Here is a 20,857-nt window from a genome sequence, read left to right as displayed (position 1 = left end):
AAGCGGGGCCCGATTGCCGCGCAGGGCGGGCCGGCCTATGCTGGCCGATTACCGACATTCGCAAAGGCACACTCCATGACCATCGAACGCATCAACCCACCTGCCCTGTACGACGGCGCGCCGCATGGCCTGTCGCATGCCACGATCGACCATGACACCGGCCTGGTGTTCGTCTCCGGGCAGGTCGACTGGGACCGCGACTACCAGGTCAGGCACACCACGCTGGCCGCGCAGACCGAAGGCGCGGCGCGCAACCTGCTCACGGTGCTCGATGCTGCTGGCTCGTCGGTCGAACAGATCCTGCAACTGCGCGTCTACGTGCGCGGCGAAATCAGCGAACACCTCGACACCGTGGCGCTGATCCTCGTCCAGCACCTCGGCGTGCACCGCCCTGCCCTGACCGGCATCGGTGTCGCCTCGCTTGCGTCACCCGATACGCTGGTTGAAATCGAGGCCGTCGCAAAGATCGACCGGCGCTAACCCGCCAGATTGTTTAGTAAACCGGCTAAACAGGCCGGTAAATCCCGGTAATGATTGCCGGGAATCCTGACTCCACCTATAACTTTGCATACAGGTTCGAGCGCGCGTGTCCGTGACATCGGTTGCGCGCCCGATTGCCTCTGGCGCAGCGTATCAAGAACAGGCGTGGGCTTTGCCCTCCCGCCACGTGTGGAGACACCAATGACAGCTCGTTTCAAGCCCCAATCCCTTCCCCTTCCCCTGGCTGCGATCGCGGTCCTGTTGTTTAGTGCGGCGCCGTTGCAGGCCGCCGAACCGGGCTCCCCGGCCGCGGCGGTGAACGTCTTCATCGGCACCGGCGGCGACGGCCATACCTTCCCCGGTGCGAGCCGCCCGTTCGGCATGGTGCAGCTCAGTCCCGACACCCAGCACCGTCACTTCCGCCAGAGCTATCCGTGGGCCGCCGGCTACAACCACGGCGACGGCTCGATCCTCGGCTTCTCGCACACGCACTTCTCGGGCAGCGGCCACTCGGACCTGGGCGATGTACTCCTGATGCCCTACAGCGGCGAGACCAAACTCGAACCCGGCTACCCGGAACGGCCCTTCTCGGGCTACCGCTCGCGCTTCTCGCACGACCAGGAACAGGCCGAACCCGGCTACTATGCAGTGCGCCTGACGGACCACAACGTCGATGTCGAGCTGACCGCGAGCGAGCGTGTCGGCCTGCACCGCTACAGGTTCAAGGCGGGCGAGCCGGCCAAGGTGCTGCTCGACCTGCGCACCAGCATCTATAACTACGACGGCAAGAACCTGTGGTCGCGCCTGCGCATGCGCGACGCCAGCACCGTCACCGGCATGCGCGAAACGCGCGGCTGGGCGCCGGGCCGCCAGCTGTATTTCGCGATCCGGTTCTCGCGCCCCATCGATACGCGCCAGCTGCTCAATCGCGAAGAGGCGGTCGAGTACAAGGGCTTTGCCCAGCCGGGCAAGACGCCGGGCGACCGCGCGCTGGTCGAGGGCAAGGCGCTGATGGGCGACTTCAGTTTCGGCGTGCCGGACGACGGCACGCTGCTGGTGAAGGTCGCGCTCTCGCCCGTGAGCGAAGACAATGCGATTGCCAACCTGGCCGAGATGCCGGGCTGGGACTTCGACGCCGAACGCCGCCGCGCCGGCAAGGCCTGGGATGAAGCGCTGGGCGCCGTCAAGGTCGAGGCCCCGGCGCCGATGCGCACGCAGTTCTACACGGCGCTGTACCACACGATGCTGGCGCCGTCGCTGTTCATGGACCTCGACGGCAGCTACCGTGGCCCGGACAACGCGGTGCACAAGGCCAAGGACTTCCGCTTCCACTCGACGTTCTCGCTGTGGGACACCTACCGCGCGCTGCACCCGCTGCTCACGCTCGTCGCGCCCGAACGGCGCAACGCCGACTTCGTCAACTCGCTGATCGCCTCGCAGCAGCACAGCCCCTACGGCGTGCTGCCGGTGTGGCAGTTCCACGGCCTGGAGACCTGGACCATGATCGGCTACCACGCAGTGCCCGTGATCGCCGACGCCTACATGAAAGGCATTCGCGGCTTCGACGCCGACAAGGCCCTGGCCGCGATGACCGCCAGCGCCGAATACGGCCCGTACGGCGGGCTGGAACACTACATGAAGCTGGGCTACGTACCGATCGACCTGGAAAAGGAAGCCGCCTCCAAGACCGTCGAATATGCCTACGACGACTGGACCATCGCGCGCATGGCCGAGAAGATGGGCAAGAAGGACGTGGCCGCACGCTACTACCGGCGCGCCCAGAATTACCGCAACGTGTTCGACAAGGACACGGGCTTCATCCGCGCCCGCAAATCCACCGGCGAATTCCGCACGCCATTCGATCCGGCGCAGTCGAACTTCGGCAGCGACTACACCGAGGGCAGCGCGTGGCAGTATTCCTGGTACATGCCGCACGATAATGCGGGCCTGATCGGCTTCCTCGGCGGCGACGCACAGCTCGTGGCCAGGATGGACGAGGTCTTCGACGCCAAGGTCGACGAGAACCTGTACGCGCACATGGAAGACATCTCGGGCCTGATCGGCCACTACGCCCACGGCAACGAGCCGTCACACCACGTCGCCTACCTGTACAACTACGCCGGCGCGCCGTGGCGCACGCAGGAACGCCTGGCCAATATCATGGCCACGCAGTACAGCGACAAGCCCGATGGCCTGTCGGGCAACGATGACCTGGGCCAGATGTCGGCCTGGTTCGCGTTCACCGCGCTGGGCTTCTATCCGGTCGCTCCGGGAAGCAACGAGTACGTGATTGGCCGCCCGTTCCTCGACAAGGCGACGCTGAACCTGCCCAACGGGAAGCGCTTCACCGTGCGCGCCGAGAACCTGTCGGCCACCAATGGCTATGTCGGCCGCGTGACCCTGAACGGCAAGCCGCTCGCGCGCACCTTCCTGCGCCACCAGGACATCACGGCCGGCGGCGAACTGGTATTCACGATGCAGGCCACGCCGAACAAGGACTGGGGCACGGCGAAAGACGCGCGCCCGTACACGCAGACCGCGTACTGACCGACGCCGTCGATGCCGATTTGCGACATCGCGCGCGCGACCAGGCCTGCGGCCATTGTCTGCGCGGGCGAGGCGCTGGCCGACCGCTTGCGCCGTGACGGCGACGCAAGGCGCAGCCACGCCGGCGGTCCGACCTGGAACGTGGCGTGTGCCCTGGCGGCGCTGGGTGTGGCCAGCGGTTTTGCCGGCGCCATCAGCCGCTGCGTGGCTGGCGATGCGCTGTGGCGCGCCAGCGCAGCGGCGGGGCTGGACCTGCGTTACCTGCAGCGGGCCGGCATGCCGCCCGACGATGCTGCGGACCTGCTGTTCGCGCTGGCCAGCATGCCGCCTGGCTGGCGGCAAGAGGTGCAGTGGCTGCACCTCGGCAGCATCCGCCTGGCGCGCGGGCCCCTCGACCTCACGCTGATCACGCTGGCCGAACAGGCGAAAGCGCACGGGCTGCGCATCAGCTACGACCCGCACTGGCATGACCTGATGGGCCCCGCGTACGACGCGACGCTGCGGCGCATGAGCGAGCTGGCCGACGTGATCAAGGTGGCCGACGACGACCTGCGCGCGCTGTTTCGCAGCCACGACACGCTTGGCTCGCTGGGGCGCCTGCGCGCACGCAATCCGGCCGCGCTGGTGCTGCTCACGCGCGGCGCCGGCGGCGCGTCGCTGTATCACGGCGCGCAGACGTGGCATGCAAAGGCACCGGCGCTCGACGTGGCCAACGCCACGGGCGCGGTGAGCGCAGGTGAGGCGGGGATGGCCGGACTGATTTATTCGCTGCAGCAGTGGCCCGGGGCGGGCATGGACGCACACCTGGCTTTCGCGGTGGCGGCAGGGGGCGCCGCATGCGGGGCCGCAGGAACACCGGCGCCGGACCTTGGCGCCGTGCGGGCGCTGCTCGGCGCGGTGACTGTCACCCGCTGAGCGCGCCCTGTCGTGGCATCACGCCGACGCGGCGCACCGGGCGTCGTCACCGGCAAACGGGCGGCAGTCGACGGGGATGTCGATCAGGAACGTCGTGCCCAGCTCGGGAGAACTGTCGACCGACACGCTGCCCCCGTGGCTTTCGCCCACTGCCTTCACGAACGGCAGGCCGATGCCCCAGCCCGTGGCCGAAAACGGCCCCGTTTCGCGGCGCAGGTACTCGAAGATCCGGTTGTGCTGTTCTTCGGGAATCGCATTGCCTTCGTTGTGAACGCTCAGCATCAGGCGCCCGCGCGTCTGGTGCGCCATGATGCTGACGGTGCCGCCGTCGCCATACTTGATCGCGTTGTTGACCAGGTTTTCCAGCGCGCGCCAGAGCGAAGCGCGGCACCAGTGGCCGGTGACCGGCTCGCCGGCCACATCGACGACGACCTGCGTGCCATGCTGGCCCTGCGCATATTGCTCGCCCAGTTCGCGTGTCATCTCCAGGATATCGAAGTGCGTCAGGTGCAGCGGGATCTTCGCAGCGCCCTGGAACGTGAGGGCGTCGAGCAGTTCGGCCATCATCTCGTTGAGCCGGTCCGCGTTGGCGCCGACCCTGGCGGCGACGTTCTTTACCTGCGCCCAGTCGGACGTGATCGCCATGAGCTGCGCGCCATGGGCGACCACCGACAACGGCGTGCGCATGTCGTGCGACAGCGCGGCCGCCATCTTGTGCCGCAGGTCTTCGTGGATCTGCGTGAACGAGCGCACTGCCTCGCGCATGGCGGCGTTGATGGACGCGTCGATGATGCGCCAGTGGTCGTCGTCCAGGGTCACCCTGCCCTTGGCCACGACGGCAATCGACTCGCGCAGGATCTGGTATTCGTGGACCACCTGGTCGGGGCCGAACGGGGTCATGCGGGCGCGCTCGGTCCCGTGGACACTGGCCGAATTATTGCCGCTCACCGCCTGCGTGCGCGGATGGTCCGGGCTCAGGGCTTCGGCGATATTGTCGAAAAATGCCGGCAGCGTGTTGGTCAACACGGGCCGCAGCAGATTCTGCGCGCCTTCGACGCGCGCACGCACTTCCCGTTCCCAGCGATCCATGACGGCATCCCGGATGGAAATGAATTGCAACCCGGTAGGCGAAATACCGTGGCGGTCAACATTCTGGTCAGTGGCTAGTGTCATGCAGTCGTCAGTGTCAGGGCCGGGCGCGGCAGGCGCGATCGGTCATAAATAAGGGAAGATCAACGGCGATCAAGGGCCGTTCCGGAATTATATAGCGCCAGCCAATGCGTGCCGCGCAGCCGCCCAGCGCGCCCCGCGATTTCGGCGCTGGCTGTAGCTGGGCCGCCACGCCGGGCGCAGGGACGGCCATGCGTCCCCGGGACGCCAGCCGCCCTACGCGCCGGCCGGCGTCCCCGCGATCCACAATTCCACCCGGTGATCGCGCCGGTCATCCTGCAGCTCGAACGTCCAGTCGGGACATGGCTGGTCATCGAGCAGCAAGCCTTCCATGCCGTCGCCCGCATGCACCGTGATCTCGTAGAACGCACTGTGATAGCGGTAGCGCAGGCTGAAACCGGCCCAGCCAGGCGCCAGATGCGGCGTCAGGTGCAGGCGCGCGCCGTTGCGCTGCACGCCCAGCAGCGCCTCGATCGCCAGCAGCCAGGTGGCTCCTGCAGAAGCGGTGTGCACGCCGCCGATCGCGCGGCCTACATGCGGCGCAACCGTGCGCACGCCACCGGCCATGAAGTACGGCGGCGCGCTGCCATCGGCTGTGTGGCCCGGCGCCGGGGCCGGCGCGGGTGCGAGCGGATCGAGCATGCCGGCCAGCTGCCACGCGCGGCCGGCGTCGCCCAGCCGCGCAAACCCGGTCGCTGCCAGCGCGACCGCGCCGTGGTCCTGGCCTGGGCTGGCCACCACGCGCTCGCTCCAGTGTCCGTCGACCGCGGGATCGCACAGCAGCGTGACGCCGTGCGCTTCGTCGACCAGGCGCTGTGCGGCGGCCCGCAGCGCGGCTGCACCGTGTTCGGCGTCGGCCTGCACCGCCCAGCCCTGGGTCGACAACTCGACGCGGCAGGCGGCGTTGGCGATCGAGCCGAGCGCATTGCGGTTGTCCAGCCAGGTCCAGCGGTACCAGTCGCCGTCCCAGCCATGTTCTTCGCACTGCGCCCTGAGCGCCAGCGCAGCGCCGCGGCAGGTGGTGGCAAAACCGAAGTCGCCGCGCCGGTCGGCCACGTCGGCGAAACGCTGCAGCACGGTCGCCATGAAGAAGCCCGTGCGCACGCTTTCGACACGCCCCGTCGCATCATCGTCATGCAGGCGCGCCGCCGCCAGCGGCAGGCCGCGCTGGCCGAAACGCAGGCAGCCGCGCAAGCCGTGCACGCAATGCTGGTACAGGTCGTCCCCGGCGGCCAGCCGCGTTGCCTCGCCATGACCGGCGCCGAATGGCAGCACGCCCAGCAGCGCGTCGTCGGCAGTCACGGCCAGGTAGTGCGTCAGTGCGTAGGACAGCCACAGGAAATCGTCGACCGCAGGCGATGGCAGGATGGACTGCGCCGTGGCGAACTCGCGCGCCGCCTCCAGCAGTGCATCGCGCAGCAATCCGGGCCGGGCATGCACGCTGGCGAGCAGCGACTGCAGGCGGGTGGCCGGACAGCGCTCGCCCCACGCCGCACTGATTGCCTGGTACGGCAGCCAGGTGTTCACACGCAGGTCGAGCGAGGCGTCGGGCGAGCGCAATGTTACCGCGCCCAGTGTGCTGTCCCACCATGTGTGCAGGCGCTCCCACGCGGCGGCGGCGGCGCGCGCACCACCGTGCAGTTGCACCTCGCGGCTGGCGTCGAGCGTGCCGGGGCCGGCCACGCCCAGCACGAACACCAGTTCGCGCTCTTCGCCCGGCGCCAGCATGACTGGCACCTGCAAGGCCGCGCATGGCGTGCGCCCTGCCCCGCTGGCGCCGGACAGGCTGCTGCGGCCCAGCGCCGCCGGCTGCGCGATGCTTCCCTGGCGGCCGATGAATTCGTCGCGGTCGCAGGTTGCAGCGACGTCCTCGGCGTCGACATGGAAGAACCCCACCTGGTCGCGGAAGTCGTCGCTGAACGCATTGCGCGCGAACAGCGCACCGCTGGCCAGGTCGATGCCGGTGACAACCTGCAGGCCGGGCGTGGCGTCGACCCTGTCGAGCTGCCACGCGACGAAGCCCGTCACGCTCAGGCGACGCGGTGCATCGCTGTCGTTGCGCAGCCGGAGCACGCTGTATTTGATGGACACATCCGGCGCCACGAAGCAGCGCAGCGCCGAATGGATGCCCTGCGCGCCGTGTTCGAACACGGTGTAGCCGACGCCATGCCGGGTGACATACGGTTCTGCCGATGGCGCCGGCCACGGCGTGGGCGACCAGAAAGCGCCGCTGTCCTCGTCGCGCAGGTAGAACGCTTCCCCGTCCTGCGGCGCGACATCGTCATTGCCGGCAGTCAGGCGCGCAGCACGCGTCCCGTTCCAGGTGACCGCATGGCCCCGTTCCGACAGCACCGATCCGAAACCGGGATTGGCCAGCAGGTTGACCCAGGACGCCTGCGGCACCGGCACCGCTGCGCTGCTGCGTACCTCGTACTCGCGGCCATCCGGCGTGAAGCCACCAATGCCATTGTCGAACAGGCGCTCTGGCTGCACCGTGTGCAGTGCTTCTGTCATCCACGGCGTGGTGGCACCGGCCACGAGTGGCGACGGCAAGGCGACGCCGGGCCGCGCGGCGCGGCGCAGCTGGTCGGCCAGGTCGCCGCGGCCAGACAGCAGCAGCACGCGCGCGCTCGAGCGCAGCAGGATGCGGTCTTCCTGCGCCACGTCTTCGCGCAGGAACAGATGCACGCCGCCGGGCGCATCGAAGGTGTCGGGATCGACCAGTGCCATCGCCAGCGTCATCACCCCCTCGCGCACGGCGCGGCTGTCGCACAGCACCAGCAGGTCGACCGCGAAGCCGCGGTTGCGCCAGTAGGTATGCGCCTGCATCGCCTGGCGCGCCAGGCCCGTGTCCGGGCCGTCCGCCAGCTGGAGCAGCAGCACCGGCTGCACGCCGTCGATGCCGCAGGCCAGCAGGTCGGCGCGGCCGCGCACATTGCGCGCGATGACGGCCGGGTCGGCGCGCAGCGCCGGTACCGGCTGCAGCAGGCAGCCGGCCAGGCGGTTGCACAGCTGCGCATCGGCTTCGCTCACGTCCATGCGGCGCAGGAAGGCCTGGGCCTGGCTCCACGCAGCGTCGATCGCGCGGTCGACCGCATGGCCGGCGCTGTAGCGGGCCGCCAGTTCGCGCGCCATCGCCCGGCTGGCGGCAACACCCAGCACCAGGTCGACGGTGATTTCTTGCTGCGGCGCCAGCGTGACGGTGCGGCGCAAGGCCAGCAGCGGTTCGTCCGGTTCAGGCACGAGGCCAGGCAGCGCGCCGCCGGCTTCGATCGCCCGGGGTGCGCGCAGATCGTGGCCGCGCCCGATGAAGCGCGCGCGGTCCGTTTCCACCGTCACGACGGGCACGATGTCGCGCACTGCCATGCGGTGCATGACAACCGGCGCGTCCGCCGCCGTGACGCACAGCAGGCTGTCGTTGGCGGCATCGAATTCAGTCATCACATGGCTGCGGCCACCCGGCTTGAGCGCCGGTCCGGCCAGCGCCACGCTGCTGGTCAGTTCCAGCGTCAGCGCCTGCAGGCCGTGATTGACGATGCGGATGCGGCGCAGCTCGACGTCGTCGTCCGGCGCCACCACGATATCCGTGTGCATGGCCAGTCCGTTGTCCAGGCAGCGCACGCTGGCCCGGCCTTCGGAGAACACCGTCTCGCGCTCGCTCTCTGGCAACAGGCCTGGCCAGACCTGGCCGGATGCGACGTCGCGTACATGACAGGTCAAGCCGGTTTCGCCGGCGCCGCTGCGGGTGATCTGTTTGTCATCCCAGCGGCTGGCGCCGGTGCCATCGCTGGCAACGACCAGGTGATAGCGGCCATTCGACAGCAGCTGGACTTCGGGCAGCACCGGCTCGCTTCCGATCACGCGGGCGTACGGGCGCGCCGTTACACCCTGGCTGGCGGTCGCCGCACCGGTGTAGCGGCGTTCGGCGGCAGCGCCGGAGACCGGCACCGGCTCCTGCAGCAATGGCAGCGCGGCCCGGAATTCGGGATCGCGGCAAAAGCGGCGCTGCATCGGTTCGCCCAGCAGATGGCGGGCCAGCGCCAGCAGCGTCATCGCCTGGTGGCGCGCGGCATAGGCCCGCACGACAACCTGGCGCTCGCCTTGCGGCAGACGGCTTGGTGCGTAGTCGAGCGCCTCGTACAAGCCAAGCTCGCCCAGCATGCCTTGCGCGGCGAAGGCGCGCAGGTTGCTGCTCGCCAGGCCCGGCGTCACGCCCAGCGCCAGCGCGGCCGCATACGGCGCCGCCACCAGGTCGTCATCGCGCTGGCGCTGCAGCGCAGCGGCGGGCAGGCCGAACTGGCCGGAGCGGTAGCGCGCGGCCGCATCCACGGCATTGCAACGCGATGACGAAAAGCCCCACAGCACGTCCCTGGCTTTGGCATGCGCAACCTGGGCGCGCACCAGCGCGCGCGCTGCGCTGTCGAGCAGCGTGTCGCGCCAGCCCGGCATCCAGAGTTGCGGCGCCAGCAGGTCGGCCATGGCGCCACGGCGCGACAGCAGCAGCGTATTGGCGCCCGCCATGCGCAGCGGACGACCGAGCGCCCACCAGTGCTGCTGCGGCAGCTGGTCCTGGGCCACGGCGGCAAAACTGGCCATGCGCGATGCGGCGGCCAGCAGGTCGCAACTGTCGCTGTCCAGGCGCTTGTCGCGCACGTGGTAGCCGGCGGCCAGCTGGCCGGTGGCGGGATCGACCAGTGCGCCGAAGTCCATGCGCGCGGCGTCGCGCGCGGCGTCAGCCAGCACGGCCAGCCGGTCGATGCGCTCCTGCGCACAGGCGCGGCCCGCGTCCACCAGTGCAGCCAGGCCGGCGCCACCCGTTGCCGGCGCGTCGAGCTGCGCCAGTTCGCGCAGCGTCGGAATGCGGGTCAGGCTGGCGTCGAGCACGTATTCCTGGACGGCGCGCATCCATGGTGCCAGCGCGTACAGGTCGTCCAGCTGCGCGGCGCAACCGGCACGCAGACGTTCGACCCAGGCGGCCAGCGCCGGATCCACACTCTCCGGCAGACTGGCTGTCAGGCGTTCGGCATTGGCCAGCGCCAGGCGCAGGCAGTCGGCCAGGCCTGGCAGCGTATCGATGGCGCGGCAGCGCTCGGGCGCCATCGCGCCGTCCATCTCGTCCAGCACGTTCTGGAATGGGGCCGGCGCATCGAGCGCATGCTCGCGCACGACCAGCAAGGTGGCGCGAATGCCGTCCGGCGCCGCACCGGCGATCGGCTGGTCGGGCAATTCGTCCATGCCGACGGCGAAGGTGCGCAGCGCCAGCACCAGGCTCCCGCTGGCGGCGGTATCGACATGGTGCGGCTCGAGCGGGGCCAGCGTGGCGCCGTCGTACCAGTGCAGCAGATGGCCGTTCCACCGTTCGAGCAGTGCCAGCGAGGCGAAGGTGCGCTCGCTGCGTTCCAGCAGGCCGCCCAGTGGCAGGAAGCCGAAGTCGCGCGCACCCAGTGTGGCCAGCAGGCCAAGGCCGATGCCATCTGGCGAAACCCGCGTATCGATGGCCGGTTCGGGATGTTCGAGCACGGCGTGCGGCGCCAGCCCGTGGCCGTCAAGGCCATGGCGTTCGAAAAACCCCCAGGTGCGGCGCGCCAGCGCGCGCAGGAACCCGTCCTGCGCCGGGGCGAGGCGCACGCTGCGGCGGGTCACCTGGCTCGTCCACCAGGCCAGCACCGGCGACAGGAACCACACCAGCAGCAGCGGCGCGGTGGCGAACAGGGCATACGGGTTGGCAAAGCTGACCAGCATCGCGGTGGCCATCGCCAGCAGCGGCGGGAACCACATGGCGCGTCCGTTGATTTCCAGCGAACGACCGGGAACCACCACTGCCTGCGTATCGAGCAAACCGCGCTGCGTCACATGCCGGCGCCACAAGCCACGCACCACGGCATGGGTGTCCACCAGCGCCGTGTGCGGCAGGAAGGCCGCCCACAGGGCGCTGCGCGACAGCGTCACGCGGGCGCCGCGCGCCCAGCCGTCCAGGTGCTGGCGCCATGGTGCGTCGAGCGGCCGGTCGCCCAGCGCCACCAGCATGCCGACCAGCGCTGGCACGAACACGATTCCCAGCACCGCTGCGGTCCAGAACACGGGCGCGGCCAGCAGGCTCCAGCACAGGATCAGCAGCGCGAGCGAGGCCGGCGCGACCAGGCTGGCGCGCAGCGCGTCGAACAGCGTCCAGCGTGCATGCGCGTGTTTGAGGCCATCGGGGCCACGGCCGAGGCGATGCGCCGATTGCCAGGCCGCGCGCACGGCGCGGTGCCGGCGCAGCATGTATTCACCATACGTGGGCGCGCGCAGCGCATCCACGCGCACGTCCGTCACGCGCCCGGCACGCAGGCGGTCCCGCTCCACAGGGCCGGGCCAGGCGCGGCCGTCGTCGGACAGAACATCGCCGCAGGCACGGCGCCAGGCATCCACGTCGTGAATCGCCACCCAGCCATGGCTTGCGGCCTGCGCAGCACCGCCCATGCGGGCAAAGCGCGGCGCGCGATGGCCCGGTGGCGCGGGACCGCGTGCGGGCAGCAGCATGCCATGCCCTTCGAGCACGCGGCCACTGTCATCCTGCACCGGCTGGTGCAACGGATGCGCCATCGCAGCCACCAGGCTGCGGGCAGCGTCACGCGGCAGGCCGGCATTGGCGTCCAGTGCAATCACATAGCGCATCGCGGCGCCAGCGCCGGTGTTGCCAGCGGCGAGCAGGAAGCGTTCGCGCGCGCCGCACAGCCAGGCATTCAGGTCGGCGATCTGGCCACGCTGGCGTTCCTGGCCGATCCAGGCCTGCTGGTCGACGCTCCAGGTGCGTGCCCGCGCCAGCAACATGAATGGTCCGGCGCCGTCATGGTCATGCCGCGCATTCAATGCATCGATGGCCGCGCTGGCCTGCGCGAGCAAGGCGTCGTCCGCCGGCAGCGTTGCGCTGGCGGCATCGGGCAAATCGAGCAGCAGGCAAAAGCGCAGGTTCGGGTCGCGGTTGCCGAGGTAGCGCACTTCGAGTTCTGCGCGCAGCCGTTCGATCGCGGCAGCGTCGCCCGCCTGCGCGCAGACAGCGACGACGGTCCGGCATGCATCCGGAATGCCGGCGCTGAAATCCATGCGCGGCATGGTGGCAGGCAGGGTGCGCCAGCGTTCCATCATACGCACCAGGGACAGCGACAAGGCGCTCGCACCGGGCAGCGCCAGCAGGCCGATCAGCGCCAGCAACCACGCGCTGGCATCGCCCTGGCGCGCGTGGACGAGAATGGCGGCTGTCACCAGCAGCATCAGGACGGCAGTCGCGCCGATGCGGGCCGCAACCGGCGTCCTGTTTGCCAGGGCCGGCAGGTAGTGGCCCACGTGGCGCGTGCGCACGTCCAGGCCACCTTCGCCCGGCGCGCGGTGCGTGCCGGCCAGCGTCAGCGCGTCGCGTGCAACCTCGACCTCGTCGACCTTGACGGCCCGGGCGCGGCGCGCAATGGCATGCCGGTAGCTGTCGCGCGTGGCGCCGTCCATGGCTGCGTAACTGCCATCCGGGTCGGAGCGCAGCAGCGCGTCGACCGCGCCGTGCGTCTCGGCGAAGGCGCGCCAGTCGATCCCGCCCAGCAGGCGCAGGCTGGCCAGCGTATTGCCGGCCGAGATGGCATCCTCGGCCTGTTCGCTGTGTTCGCGCTGCGTGTGCTGCGCGATGCTGCTGCCGGCATCGGCCAGGCGAGCGTCGAGCCAGTCCAGGACTTGGGTCACGGCGCCACCGCGGCCATGCAGGCGCCGCGCCAGTTCGGCGATGAAGCTGTCGCTGGCATCGACGCTGCGCATCATGTCGGCCACCAGCAGGATCAGGTCACCGGGCCGCGTCTCGGCCGTGTCCAGCAGGCGCACGGCCCAGCCGGCGGCCTGTTCATGTGCGGCGCAGGCACGCGCCGCCCGCGCAGCAAGGCGCCGCAGGTTGTCGATCAGGGCCAGGCGCAGGAGCGCCGGCAGCGCGTCGAGTTCGGCGATGCGCAGCAGCGCGCTTTCCTGGTATGCACTGACGAACAGCGCCAGTTCCCCGCCGTCGATGCGGCCATCGCCATGCGCGACCACATCGAGCACCAGGCGCCAGGCGCGCACAGCGCCATCCGGTGCCAGTGTCGGCAGCGTCGCAGCGCCAGGCTGCAGGCCGGCGCGCGCCAGGCGCACCTGGCCGTCGAGCAGGTGGTGCTGGTCGAGCAGGCGCGCCCCGGCGGGCGGTAGCGCGAAGCCAGTACGCGCGGCCTGGTCGAGCGCGTCGCACGAGGCGGCGATAGCATCGGCGTTCGTCGCCAGCAATGCGCGCAAGGCCTGGGCGCCGCCCTTGCCAGCCGTGGCGGGTTGCAGTACGTGGCGCGCCGCCAACTGGCGTGCGTGCTCCGCGCGCTGGAGCGCGCCGGATGGTGCTGCGCGCCATGGCGCATCGTCGCCGGTCGCGCGCGTCGCATCATGCGGCGTGCGCTGCCCGGCGGGCAGGTTGTGGTTCTTGACGTTCAACGGGGCCTCGGGACTGAGCGTGCGCAGCAGACCGCTGGCGCACAGTGGCGTCCGGGACGGATCAGGGCAGGAAACGCTGGGCGCGCACGGCTGATCCCATGCTAGGCAAAGACCGGCGTCATTACTGTGCGCTGACGAACACACCCCTCCGATGCGCGGACATCAGTGCCATGCTACCCGAGATCAGATGGCGAGCGCGAATCCGCCCACCAGTGACCAGGCACCCGGGTGGCCCATGGCGCGCACGGCTTGCGCCGCGCGGGCGCTGCGTGCGCCGCTGCGGCAGACGAACAGCAACGGCGCCGTCGCGCCCAGCCACTGGGGTGCCTCGTCGGCAACGCATGCCAGCGGCACGTTGCGTACCGCGCGGCCATGCAGACTGACAGCGCCCGCGACGCTGTGTTCGCGCAGGTTGCGCACGTCGATCACGATCGCGTCCGGATGCGCAGCGAGCCAGTCACGGGCAGTATCGGCGGGCACCAGCATGGCGCTGTCGATGGCGCCATCCATCGCCGGCTCGGCGCCTGCCACAGGCATCGGCGCGGCCAGCGCGGCGCCGCAGCGCGCGATGCGCTCGCACGCCAGTTCGAGCGAGGCGTCATCAAACAGCGCGCCAAACGACAGGCGCACCGCCGCCGCGCTGCGCCAGGCCGGCACGCCCATCGCATCGAGCACGTAGCTGGACCCGGCCTTCCCCGCCGAACACGCCGAGCCGGCGCTGACACGCATGCCGGCGGCATCGAACAGGTCGAGCAGCGTGGCGCTGGGCACATCCGGCACTGAGAAGTTGATGGTCGTGGGAAGCGACTGCGCCAGGGGCGCATTGAACACGATGCCGGGCAAGGCTGCTTCGAGCGCCGCCACCAGGCGCGCGCGGCATGCCAGCAGCGCGGCGCCGTCGCGGAAGGTGTCGCCCCGCTCCAGCGCCGAGAACACGGCGCCCAGCGCCGCGATGCCGGCCATGTTTTCGGTGCCGGAGCGCTGGCCATCTTCCTGCCCGCCACCGCACATCAGCGGCGTGTACGGCGCGCCGCGGCGCACGTACAGCATGCCGATGCCTTTCGGTGCATACAGCTTGTGCCCCGAGAACGGCGCGTAGTCGATGCGGCTCGCGGCCAGGTCGAGCGGGAGCTTGCCCAGCGCCTGCACGCAGTCGACCAGCCACAGGGCATCGCTGCCAGTGTCACGCAACACGGCCTCGATACCGTGCAGGTCGGACACCACACCCGTTTCATTGTTCGCTGCCATCGTGCACACCAGCGCCACGCGCGGTGCCAGTGCGCGCAGCACGTCGAGCCGGTGGCGGCCGTCGCCATCGACCGGCAGCACGCGCAGCTCCAGGCCCGTGCCGAGCAGGCGGTTCCAGTGCGCCAGGCTTTCGGGGACCGCCTTGTGTTCGGTCGCGCCGATCAGGACGATGTCGCCGCAGGCGTCACCACGCGCGCGCCGCTCGCGCACCGCGCACAGGGCCGAGAGCACGGCTGTCTGGATGCCTTCGGTGGCGCCGCTGTTGAACATCAACCGGCCCTCCCCGGCGCCGACCACCCGGCCCGCACTGGCGCGCACGCTCTCGCGCAGTGCCCGGGCGCGCAGGCCCGTCGCATGGCTGCTGCTCGGATTGCCGAAGCCATCCTGCATGACGGCCATGGCGGCGGCCGCGGCGGCCGGCAATACCGGTGACGTCGCATTGGTATCGAGGTAGATTTCGGTCTGCATGAATAGGTGCCAAAAATATAAAAAAGGTGTCGCACAACATGTTATTGTCCAGTAATATGGTACGGGCTAAAGACGGTCAATACGTTCCAAACTTTCTGGTTTCCGATCAAACAGTAGGATAATTATTCTTATAATCAGCAATGCGGAATATGAATTCACTCGACAAGTTTGATTGCGCGATCCTCGCTGCCCTGCAGGCGGATGCCACCTTGTCCATTTCGGGCCTGAGCGAAAAGGTGGGGCTGTCCAGCACACCGTGCTGGAAACGCGTCAAGCGCCTGGAAGAAGAAGGCTTCATCGAAAGCCGCGTTTCCATCGTCAATCGCGAAAAGGTCGGCTTGCCGGTCACCGTGTTTGTCAGTGTCAAGACCCCCGAACACGATGAAAAATGGCTGGCGCGCTTTGCCGCCGCCGTGATCGCGCTGCCCGAAGTGCTGGAATTCCATCGCATGAGCGGCGACGTCGATTACCTGCTCAAGGTCGTCACCACCGATATCGCCGGCTACGACCGCTTCTACAAGAAGCTGATCAAGACCGCGCGCCTGACCGGCGTCTCGTCGGCGTTCTCGATGGAGCAGATCAAATCCACCACCGCCCTGCCCCTCGAACTGATCTCGCACGGCACGCCAACCTGAGTCTTTACAGGCGTTGTGCGCTTTCGCAGGGTGCGTAAATCGTGCGATGATGGCGCCCGTCCACATCAACGGGAGACTGAGTCAATGCCATCGAAAATCACCATGGCGCCGCTGGCGCTGGCGGCACTGTGCGCCACCATCGGCGTGCACGCGCACGCTGCCGAGCAGGTCGTCAAGATCGGCGTCAGCGGTCCGCTGTCGGGCGCCAATGCGTTTGCCGGCAAGGACAATGAAAACGGCGTGCGCCTGGCCATCGAAGAACTCAACGCACAGAAGATCCAGGTCGGCGCCAACGTGCTGCGCTTCGTGCTGCAATCCGAAGACGACGCGGGCGACCCGAAACAGGGCGTGACCGTGGCCCAGAAATTTGCCGACGCCGGCGTCAAGTTCGTGCTCGGTCCCTACAACTCGGGCGTGGCGATTCCGGCCTCGCGCGTCTACAACGACAGCGGCATCCTGATGTCGACGGTCGGCACCAATCCCAAGATCACCGCCAGCGGCTACCCCACCGTATTTCGCATCGTCGCGAGCGACACGCAGGTCGGCGCCTCGGTCGCCGGCTACGCCGCCAAGGAACTCAAGATCAAGAACATCGGCGTGATCGACGATCGCACGGCGTTCGGCCAGGGCATCGCAATGGAATTCAAACGCCAGGCGCAGCAGGCCGGCATCAGGATCGCCGGCCACGAATTCACCAACGACAAGGCCAGCGACTTCGCCGCGATCCTGACCGCGCTGCGCGCCAAGAAGGTCGATGCGATCTTCTACGGCGGCTACGCGCCGCAGGCCGCGCCGATGGTGCGCCAGATGAAGCAGCTCGGCCTGAACGTGCCGCTGCTGGGCGGCGACACGCTGTGCAGCCCCGAGATGGCAAGGCTCGGCGGCGCCGCGGTCGGCGAAAACGTGCGCTGCGCGCAGGCCGGCGCCATCGTCGCCAGGCAGCCGGGCGGCGCGGCCTTCCTGGCCGGCTACAAGAAGCGCTTCGGCCGCGAACCGGACGTGTATGCGCCATCGTTCTACGACCAGACCAAGTTCATCGCGCAGGCGATCCAGTCGGCCAAGACGGTCGATGCGAAGGCCGTTGGCGTTGCGATGCACACGATCAGCTACCAGGGCGTGGTCGGCATGTACGGCTATGACCCCAAGGGCAACCTGAAGAAAACGGCCGTCACGGTGTACACCTTCAAGAACGGCGCCCTCACGCCGCTGGCCAGCTACTGATTCTTTACCAGGACCTCGATCACGATGAAACCATCCTTCCAACTCGGCGCACTGGCCACCGCCGCCCTGCTCCTGTGCGCCAGTGCCGGCGCGGCGCCGGTGACCGCCCCTGCCCCTGCATCCGCATCCGCAGCGGCTGCCGATCCCCAGGCCGGCAAGGCCATCAACAAGCTGGTCGACGAGTACTACGACGCCTACGCGCGCTTCGAGCCGGTCTGGGCGACCGAGTCCGGCGATGGCCGCTTTGATGGCCAGCTTGGCCTGCCGATCGCGCCGAAGAACCGCGACGCCCAGTTTGCACTGTACCGCGGCTACCTGAAACGCCTGGGCACGATCCCGCGCGAGCGCCTGAATCCGCGTGACCAGGCCAGCTACGACATCGTCAAGTTCGAGCTCGAGACCGCGCTGCGCCTGGGCGCCTTCCCCGAGCACCTGCTGCCGGTGGACCAGATGTTCAACATGCCGGTCTTCATGGCCAACTACGCCGGTGGCCAGGGCGCACAGCCGCTGGCCACGCCGCAGGATTACCGCAATTACCTGAGCCGCCTGGACCAGATGGTCGCCTACATCGACCAGGCGATCGCCAATATGCGCGAAGGCGTCAAGCGCGGCGTCGTGCATCCGCGCGAGCCGATGATGTCGCTGCTGCCGCAACTGAAGGCACTGGTCGCGGCCACGCCCGAGGCCAGCATCTTCTACAGCCCGATCAAGGCGCTGCCGGCCGGCTTCTCGAGCGCCGACAAGACCAAGCTGACGGCGTCGTACCGCAAGACGATCGGCGACAAGCTCAATCCGGCACTGGCGCGCCTGGCCACGTATGTCGAGAAGGACTATATGCCGGCCACCCGCACCACCGCCGGCTGGGGCGCACTGCCGAACGGCGCCGAGTGGTACAAGGCGCGTGTGGCGGCGATGACCACCACGAGCCTGACGCCCGAACAGATCCACGAGATCGGCCAGAAGGAAGTGGCGCGCATCCAGGGCGAGTACGGCAAGATCGGCCCGAAGATGGGTTATACGGGCCCTGCGGCCGGCCTGCCGCGCTGGGTGTCGGAACAGCCGAAGTACAAGCCGTTCACATCGGACGCGCAGGTGATCGCCGTGTTCGAGAAGATCGACGCCGACGTGCGCACCAAGCTGCCGAAGCTGTTCTCGCTGATGCCGAAGGCGCCGCTCGAAGTGCGCCTGGAACCGGAGCTGACGCGCGAGACGGCGTCGGACCACTACTCGTCACCCGCAGCCGATGGTTCGCGGCCCGGCGTGTTCTGGTCAGTAGTGAACGATCCGACCAAGTACGGCAGCACCGGCATGGTCACGCTGTACCTGCATGAAGGCCAGCCGGGCCACCACTTCCACATCGCACTGACCCAGGAACTGGGCCTGCCGAACTTCCGCAAGTTCGGCGGCAATACGGCGTTCACCGAAGGCTGGGCGCTGTACGCCGAGACGCTGGGCAAGGAGATGGGCCTGTTCGACAAGCCGGAAGATTATTTCGGTCACCTGAACGACGAGATGCTGCGCGCGGCGCGGCTGGTGGTCGACACCGGGATGCACACCAAGGGCTGGAGCCGCGAGCAGTCGATCACGTACTTCCGTGAGACGCTGGGTTACTCGGAACTGGAAGCGCGCGCCCAGATCGAGCGCTATATGGTGATGCCGGGGCAGGCACTGGCGTACAAGATCGGCGCCCTGAAGATCATGGAACTGCGCCAGCGCGCGCAGGCGGCACTGGGCGACAAGTTCAATCTGCCGGCGTTCCACCGGGTGGTGCTGGATGAAGGCACGCTGCCGCTGGCAGTGCTGGAGGCAAAAGTCGATCGCTGGATTGCGGCGTCGAAATAAAGGCGCCTGAGCATTACCACGTCGTTCCCGCGGAGGCGGGAACCCAAGTTCTCATGCGCTGGCCAAAAGTGCGATAGTGGCCTGCTGCTAACTGGGGTTCCCGCCAAGGCGCCCGGCGAGGGCGGGAACGACGTTTCTACGTTACGGGCCAATCTCTGGCGGCGTGTTCAACGCTCGATCATGAACACCGGATACCGGCGCCATTCCGGCTCGCGGTATCGCGCGCAGTTGGCGAAGATGAAGTCCAGCACGGCTTCCTGGTTGGCCAGCAAACCAGGATTGGCACCCTTCCACTGTTCGAACTTCGCTGCCAATTCCGGCTCCTGCGCCAGCAGGCGCTCGGCCTCATCCTCGAACACATACTCCGAATACGCTTCCTTCTTTTCCAGCACGCTGTTGAAGAAGCCCCAGCGGAAGAAGCTGTCGTGCGCCAGCGGTTCGAGCGTCTCGACCGCGTAGCGTGCATTGTCCTGGTCCAGCGGCACCAGGAAATCCCCCGCGCGCAGCTGCACGCTGCCATGGCGCCGTTCGAGCACCACGTCATCGTGGAACATGTGGCCTTCGTACGCCGACGGGCGCGAGGTCACGCTGTCGATCTGGTAGTACGCGACCTGCTGCATGCGATCGGCATCAATGCGCTCCATGCGCACGCCATTCCATTCCAGGCGCTCGATCGCTTCGCGCCACTGCTGCGGCACCACGTACGCCTGCGGCGCCGGCACGCTCGCATCCACCGGGAAACGGTTGTAATAGGCGATGTCGCGCTCCCAGACGCTGCTGCGGTCGTAGTACAGGCGCGAATAGTCGCCCAGCACGCTCTTCTTGTACTTGGCTTCATACCCTTTGAAACGGAAGCTCGACGGATTGGCTTCGTCCATCTTCCAGCGCACCGGCCACTCGGCCTGCGTGCGGCCCGCATCCCTGGCCGCGCGGCGCAGCGCCTGGATGCGCGGGGCGTTCTGCACGGTGAAGGCCAGTGCGACGTCGACCAGCGCGCGCATCGATTCGTAGCGGTCCCGGAACGGCTTGAGCATGTGCGTTTCGGGCATGAAGCCGATCGTGTGGTGCAACGCCGCGTAGCCGGTCGAGAAGCGCGCGGTTTCCAGGAATTCGGCGATGCCGTGGTCCGGGCTGTCCTGCACCGGGTTGACGTACGGGCAGGTCGGCCAGCCGCGCGCATCCATCCCGGCATACATCGCGGGCAGCATCTCGGCGCGCAGGAACTCGCCCAGGCCGCCACCGAGCTTGTCGGCCTGCGTGTGAATCAGCGTCATCGTGTAGCTGTAGTCGGCGCCGTTGGACGTGTGGGTGTCGACCATCACGTCCGGGTCCCATGCCGTGAACAGTTCGTTGAACACGCGCGCCGTCAACGTGTCGCACTTGACGAAGTCGCGGTTCAGGTCGAGGTGGCGGCTGTTGCCGCGGAAGCCGAACTGCTCCGGCCCGTCCTGGTTCACGCGCGACGTGTCGGCGCGGTTGAAGGCGCCGTCGACGTTGTACAGCGGGACGAACAGGAACACGGTCGTGCCCAGCGCATGCAACCGTTCAGGCTCAAGGCAAAAGTCGCGCACCAGCGCCATGCAGCCGTCGACGCCTTCCGGCTCGCCCGGGTGGATGCCGTTGTTGTTGAAGAAGACCGCACGCCCGGCGGCCTTGATCGCGGTGCGGTCGAACACGCCGTCGCTGCTGACCACACCGGCGTGGATCGGCACGCCGGCATCGGACACGCCCACCTGTTCGAAGCGCAGCACTGCCGGATACTGGCGCGCGAGATCCTCGTACCAGGCGATGCAGTCGGCCCAGGTGGTGGTCTGGTTCAGGTTGCCTTGTTCGTAGGGCGTGAGGGGTGCAGTAGCCAT

At 68.5% G+C, this 20,857-nt stretch carries 10 protein-coding genes; 6 read left to right on the top strand and 4 right to left on the bottom strand.

Annotation, left to right across the window (positions count from 1 at the left end):
• Nucleotides 1–75 precede the first annotated feature (75 nt).
• The 3 genes from AC56LN_RS10560 to AC56LN_RS10550 all read left to right on the top strand — a co-directional run bounded on the left by AC56LN_RS10560 (nt 76) and on the right by AC56LN_RS10550 (nt 3,942).
• Entirely contained in the window at nt 76–480 is a 405-nt protein-coding gene (locus tag AC56LN_RS10560) for a RidA family protein (RefSeq protein ID WP_499571517.1), read from the top strand.
• A 201-nt stretch (nt 481–681) separates the two neighbouring features.
• Nucleotides 682–3,027, top strand: a complete 2,346-nt coding sequence (locus tag AC56LN_RS10555; protein WP_499571515.1) for a GH92 family glycosyl hydrolase — start codon at nt 682–684, stop codon at nt 3,025–3,027.
• A 12-nt stretch (nt 3,028–3,039) separates the two neighbouring features.
• Nucleotides 3,040–3,942: a PfkB family carbohydrate kinase gene (locus tag AC56LN_RS10550; RefSeq protein ID WP_499571513.1), complete on the top strand. Its 903-nt coding sequence runs from the start codon at nt 3,040–3,042 to the stop codon at nt 3,940–3,942.
• 18 nt (nt 3,943–3,960) lie between these two features.
• Here AC56LN_RS10550 and AC56LN_RS10545 read toward each other — a convergent pair whose 3' ends face one another.
• The 3 genes from AC56LN_RS10545 to AC56LN_RS10535 all read right to left on the bottom strand — a co-directional run bounded on the left by AC56LN_RS10545 (nt 3,961) and on the right by AC56LN_RS10535 (nt 15,300).
• Nucleotides 3,961–5,031, bottom strand: coding sequence for a sensor histidine kinase (locus tag AC56LN_RS10545; protein WP_499571511.1), 1,071 nt, complete (start codon nt 5,029–5,031; stop codon nt 3,961–3,963).
• A gap of 297 nt (nt 5,032–5,328) precedes the next feature.
• Nucleotides 5,329–13,584: a GH36-type glycosyl hydrolase domain-containing protein gene (locus tag AC56LN_RS10540; RefSeq protein WP_499571509.1), complete on the bottom strand. Its 8,256-nt coding sequence runs from the start codon at nt 13,582–13,584 to the stop codon at nt 5,329–5,331.
• 183 nt (nt 13,585–13,767) lie between these two features.
• The gene (locus AC56LN_RS10535) at nt 13,768–15,300 is read right to left on the bottom strand and encodes an aminotransferase class V-fold PLP-dependent enzyme (protein WP_499571507.1); all 1,533 of its coding nucleotides are present in this window, start codon (nt 15,298–15,300) and stop codon (nt 13,768–13,770) included.
• A 149-nt stretch (nt 15,301–15,449) separates the two neighbouring features.
• Here AC56LN_RS10535 and AC56LN_RS10530 point away from each other — a divergent pair, with 149 nt between their 5' ends.
• The 3 genes from AC56LN_RS10530 (at nt 15,450) to AC56LN_RS10520 (ending at nt 18,998) form a co-directional block, all read left to right on the top strand.
• The gene (locus AC56LN_RS10530; RefSeq protein ID WP_343028404.1) at nt 15,450–15,935 is read left to right on the top strand and encodes an Lrp/AsnC family transcriptional regulator; all 486 of its coding nucleotides are present in this window, start codon (nt 15,450–15,452) and stop codon (nt 15,933–15,935) included.
• Nucleotides 15,936–16,019: 84 nt separating this feature from the next.
• Entirely contained in the window at nt 16,020–17,156 is a 1,137-nt protein-coding gene (locus AC56LN_RS10525; RefSeq protein WP_499571505.1) for a branched-chain amino acid ABC transporter substrate-binding protein, read from the top strand.
• Nucleotides 17,157–17,180: 24 nt separating this feature from the next.
• Entirely contained in the window at nt 17,181–18,998 is a 1,818-nt protein-coding gene (locus AC56LN_RS10520; protein ID WP_499571503.1) for a DUF885 domain-containing protein, read from the top strand.
• Between the two features lie 167 nt (nt 18,999–19,165).
• Here AC56LN_RS10520 and AC56LN_RS10515 read toward each other — a convergent pair whose 3' ends face one another.
• On the bottom strand, nt 19,166–20,857 hold the full coding sequence (locus AC56LN_RS10515) for a M14 family zinc carboxypeptidase (RefSeq protein WP_499571501.1): 1,692 nt from the start codon (nt 20,855–20,857) through the stop codon (nt 19,166–19,168).

Source organism: Telluria sp. ZT3P26 (genome assembly GCF_059686035.1).
This window is presented reverse-complemented; position numbering and strand designations above follow the sequence as displayed.

Bases quoted from the DNA above. Each gene is read 5' to 3' on its own strand.
- AC56LN_RS10555 (WP_499571515.1), top strand. From the start codon at position 682: ATGACAGCTCGTTTCAAGCCCCAATCCCTTCCCCTTCCCCTGGCTGCG.
- AC56LN_RS10560 (WP_499571517.1), top strand. From the start codon at position 76: ATGACCATCGAACGCATCAACCCACCTGCCCTGTACGACGGCGCGCCG.
- AC56LN_RS10545 (WP_499571511.1), bottom strand. From the start codon at position 5,031: ATGGATCGCTGGGAACGGGAAGTGCGTGCGCGCGTCGAAGGCGCGCAG.
- AC56LN_RS10515 (WP_499571501.1), bottom strand. From the start codon at position 20,857: ATGGCTACTGCACCCCTCACGCCCTACGAACAAGGCAACCTGAACCAG.
- AC56LN_RS10520 (WP_499571503.1), top strand. From the start codon at position 17,181: ATGAAACCATCCTTCCAACTCGGCGCACTGGCCACCGCCGCCCTGCTC.
- AC56LN_RS10525 (WP_499571505.1), top strand. From the start codon at position 16,020: ATGCCATCGAAAATCACCATGGCGCCGCTGGCGCTGGCGGCACTGTGC.
- AC56LN_RS10535 (WP_499571507.1), bottom strand. From the start codon at position 15,300: ATGCAGACCGAAATCTACCTCGATACCAATGCGACGTCACCGGTATTG.
- AC56LN_RS10550 (WP_499571513.1), top strand. From the start codon at position 3,040: ATGCCGATTTGCGACATCGCGCGCGCGACCAGGCCTGCGGCCATTGTC.
- AC56LN_RS10530 (WP_343028404.1), top strand. From the start codon at position 15,450: ATGAATTCACTCGACAAGTTTGATTGCGCGATCCTCGCTGCCCTGCAG.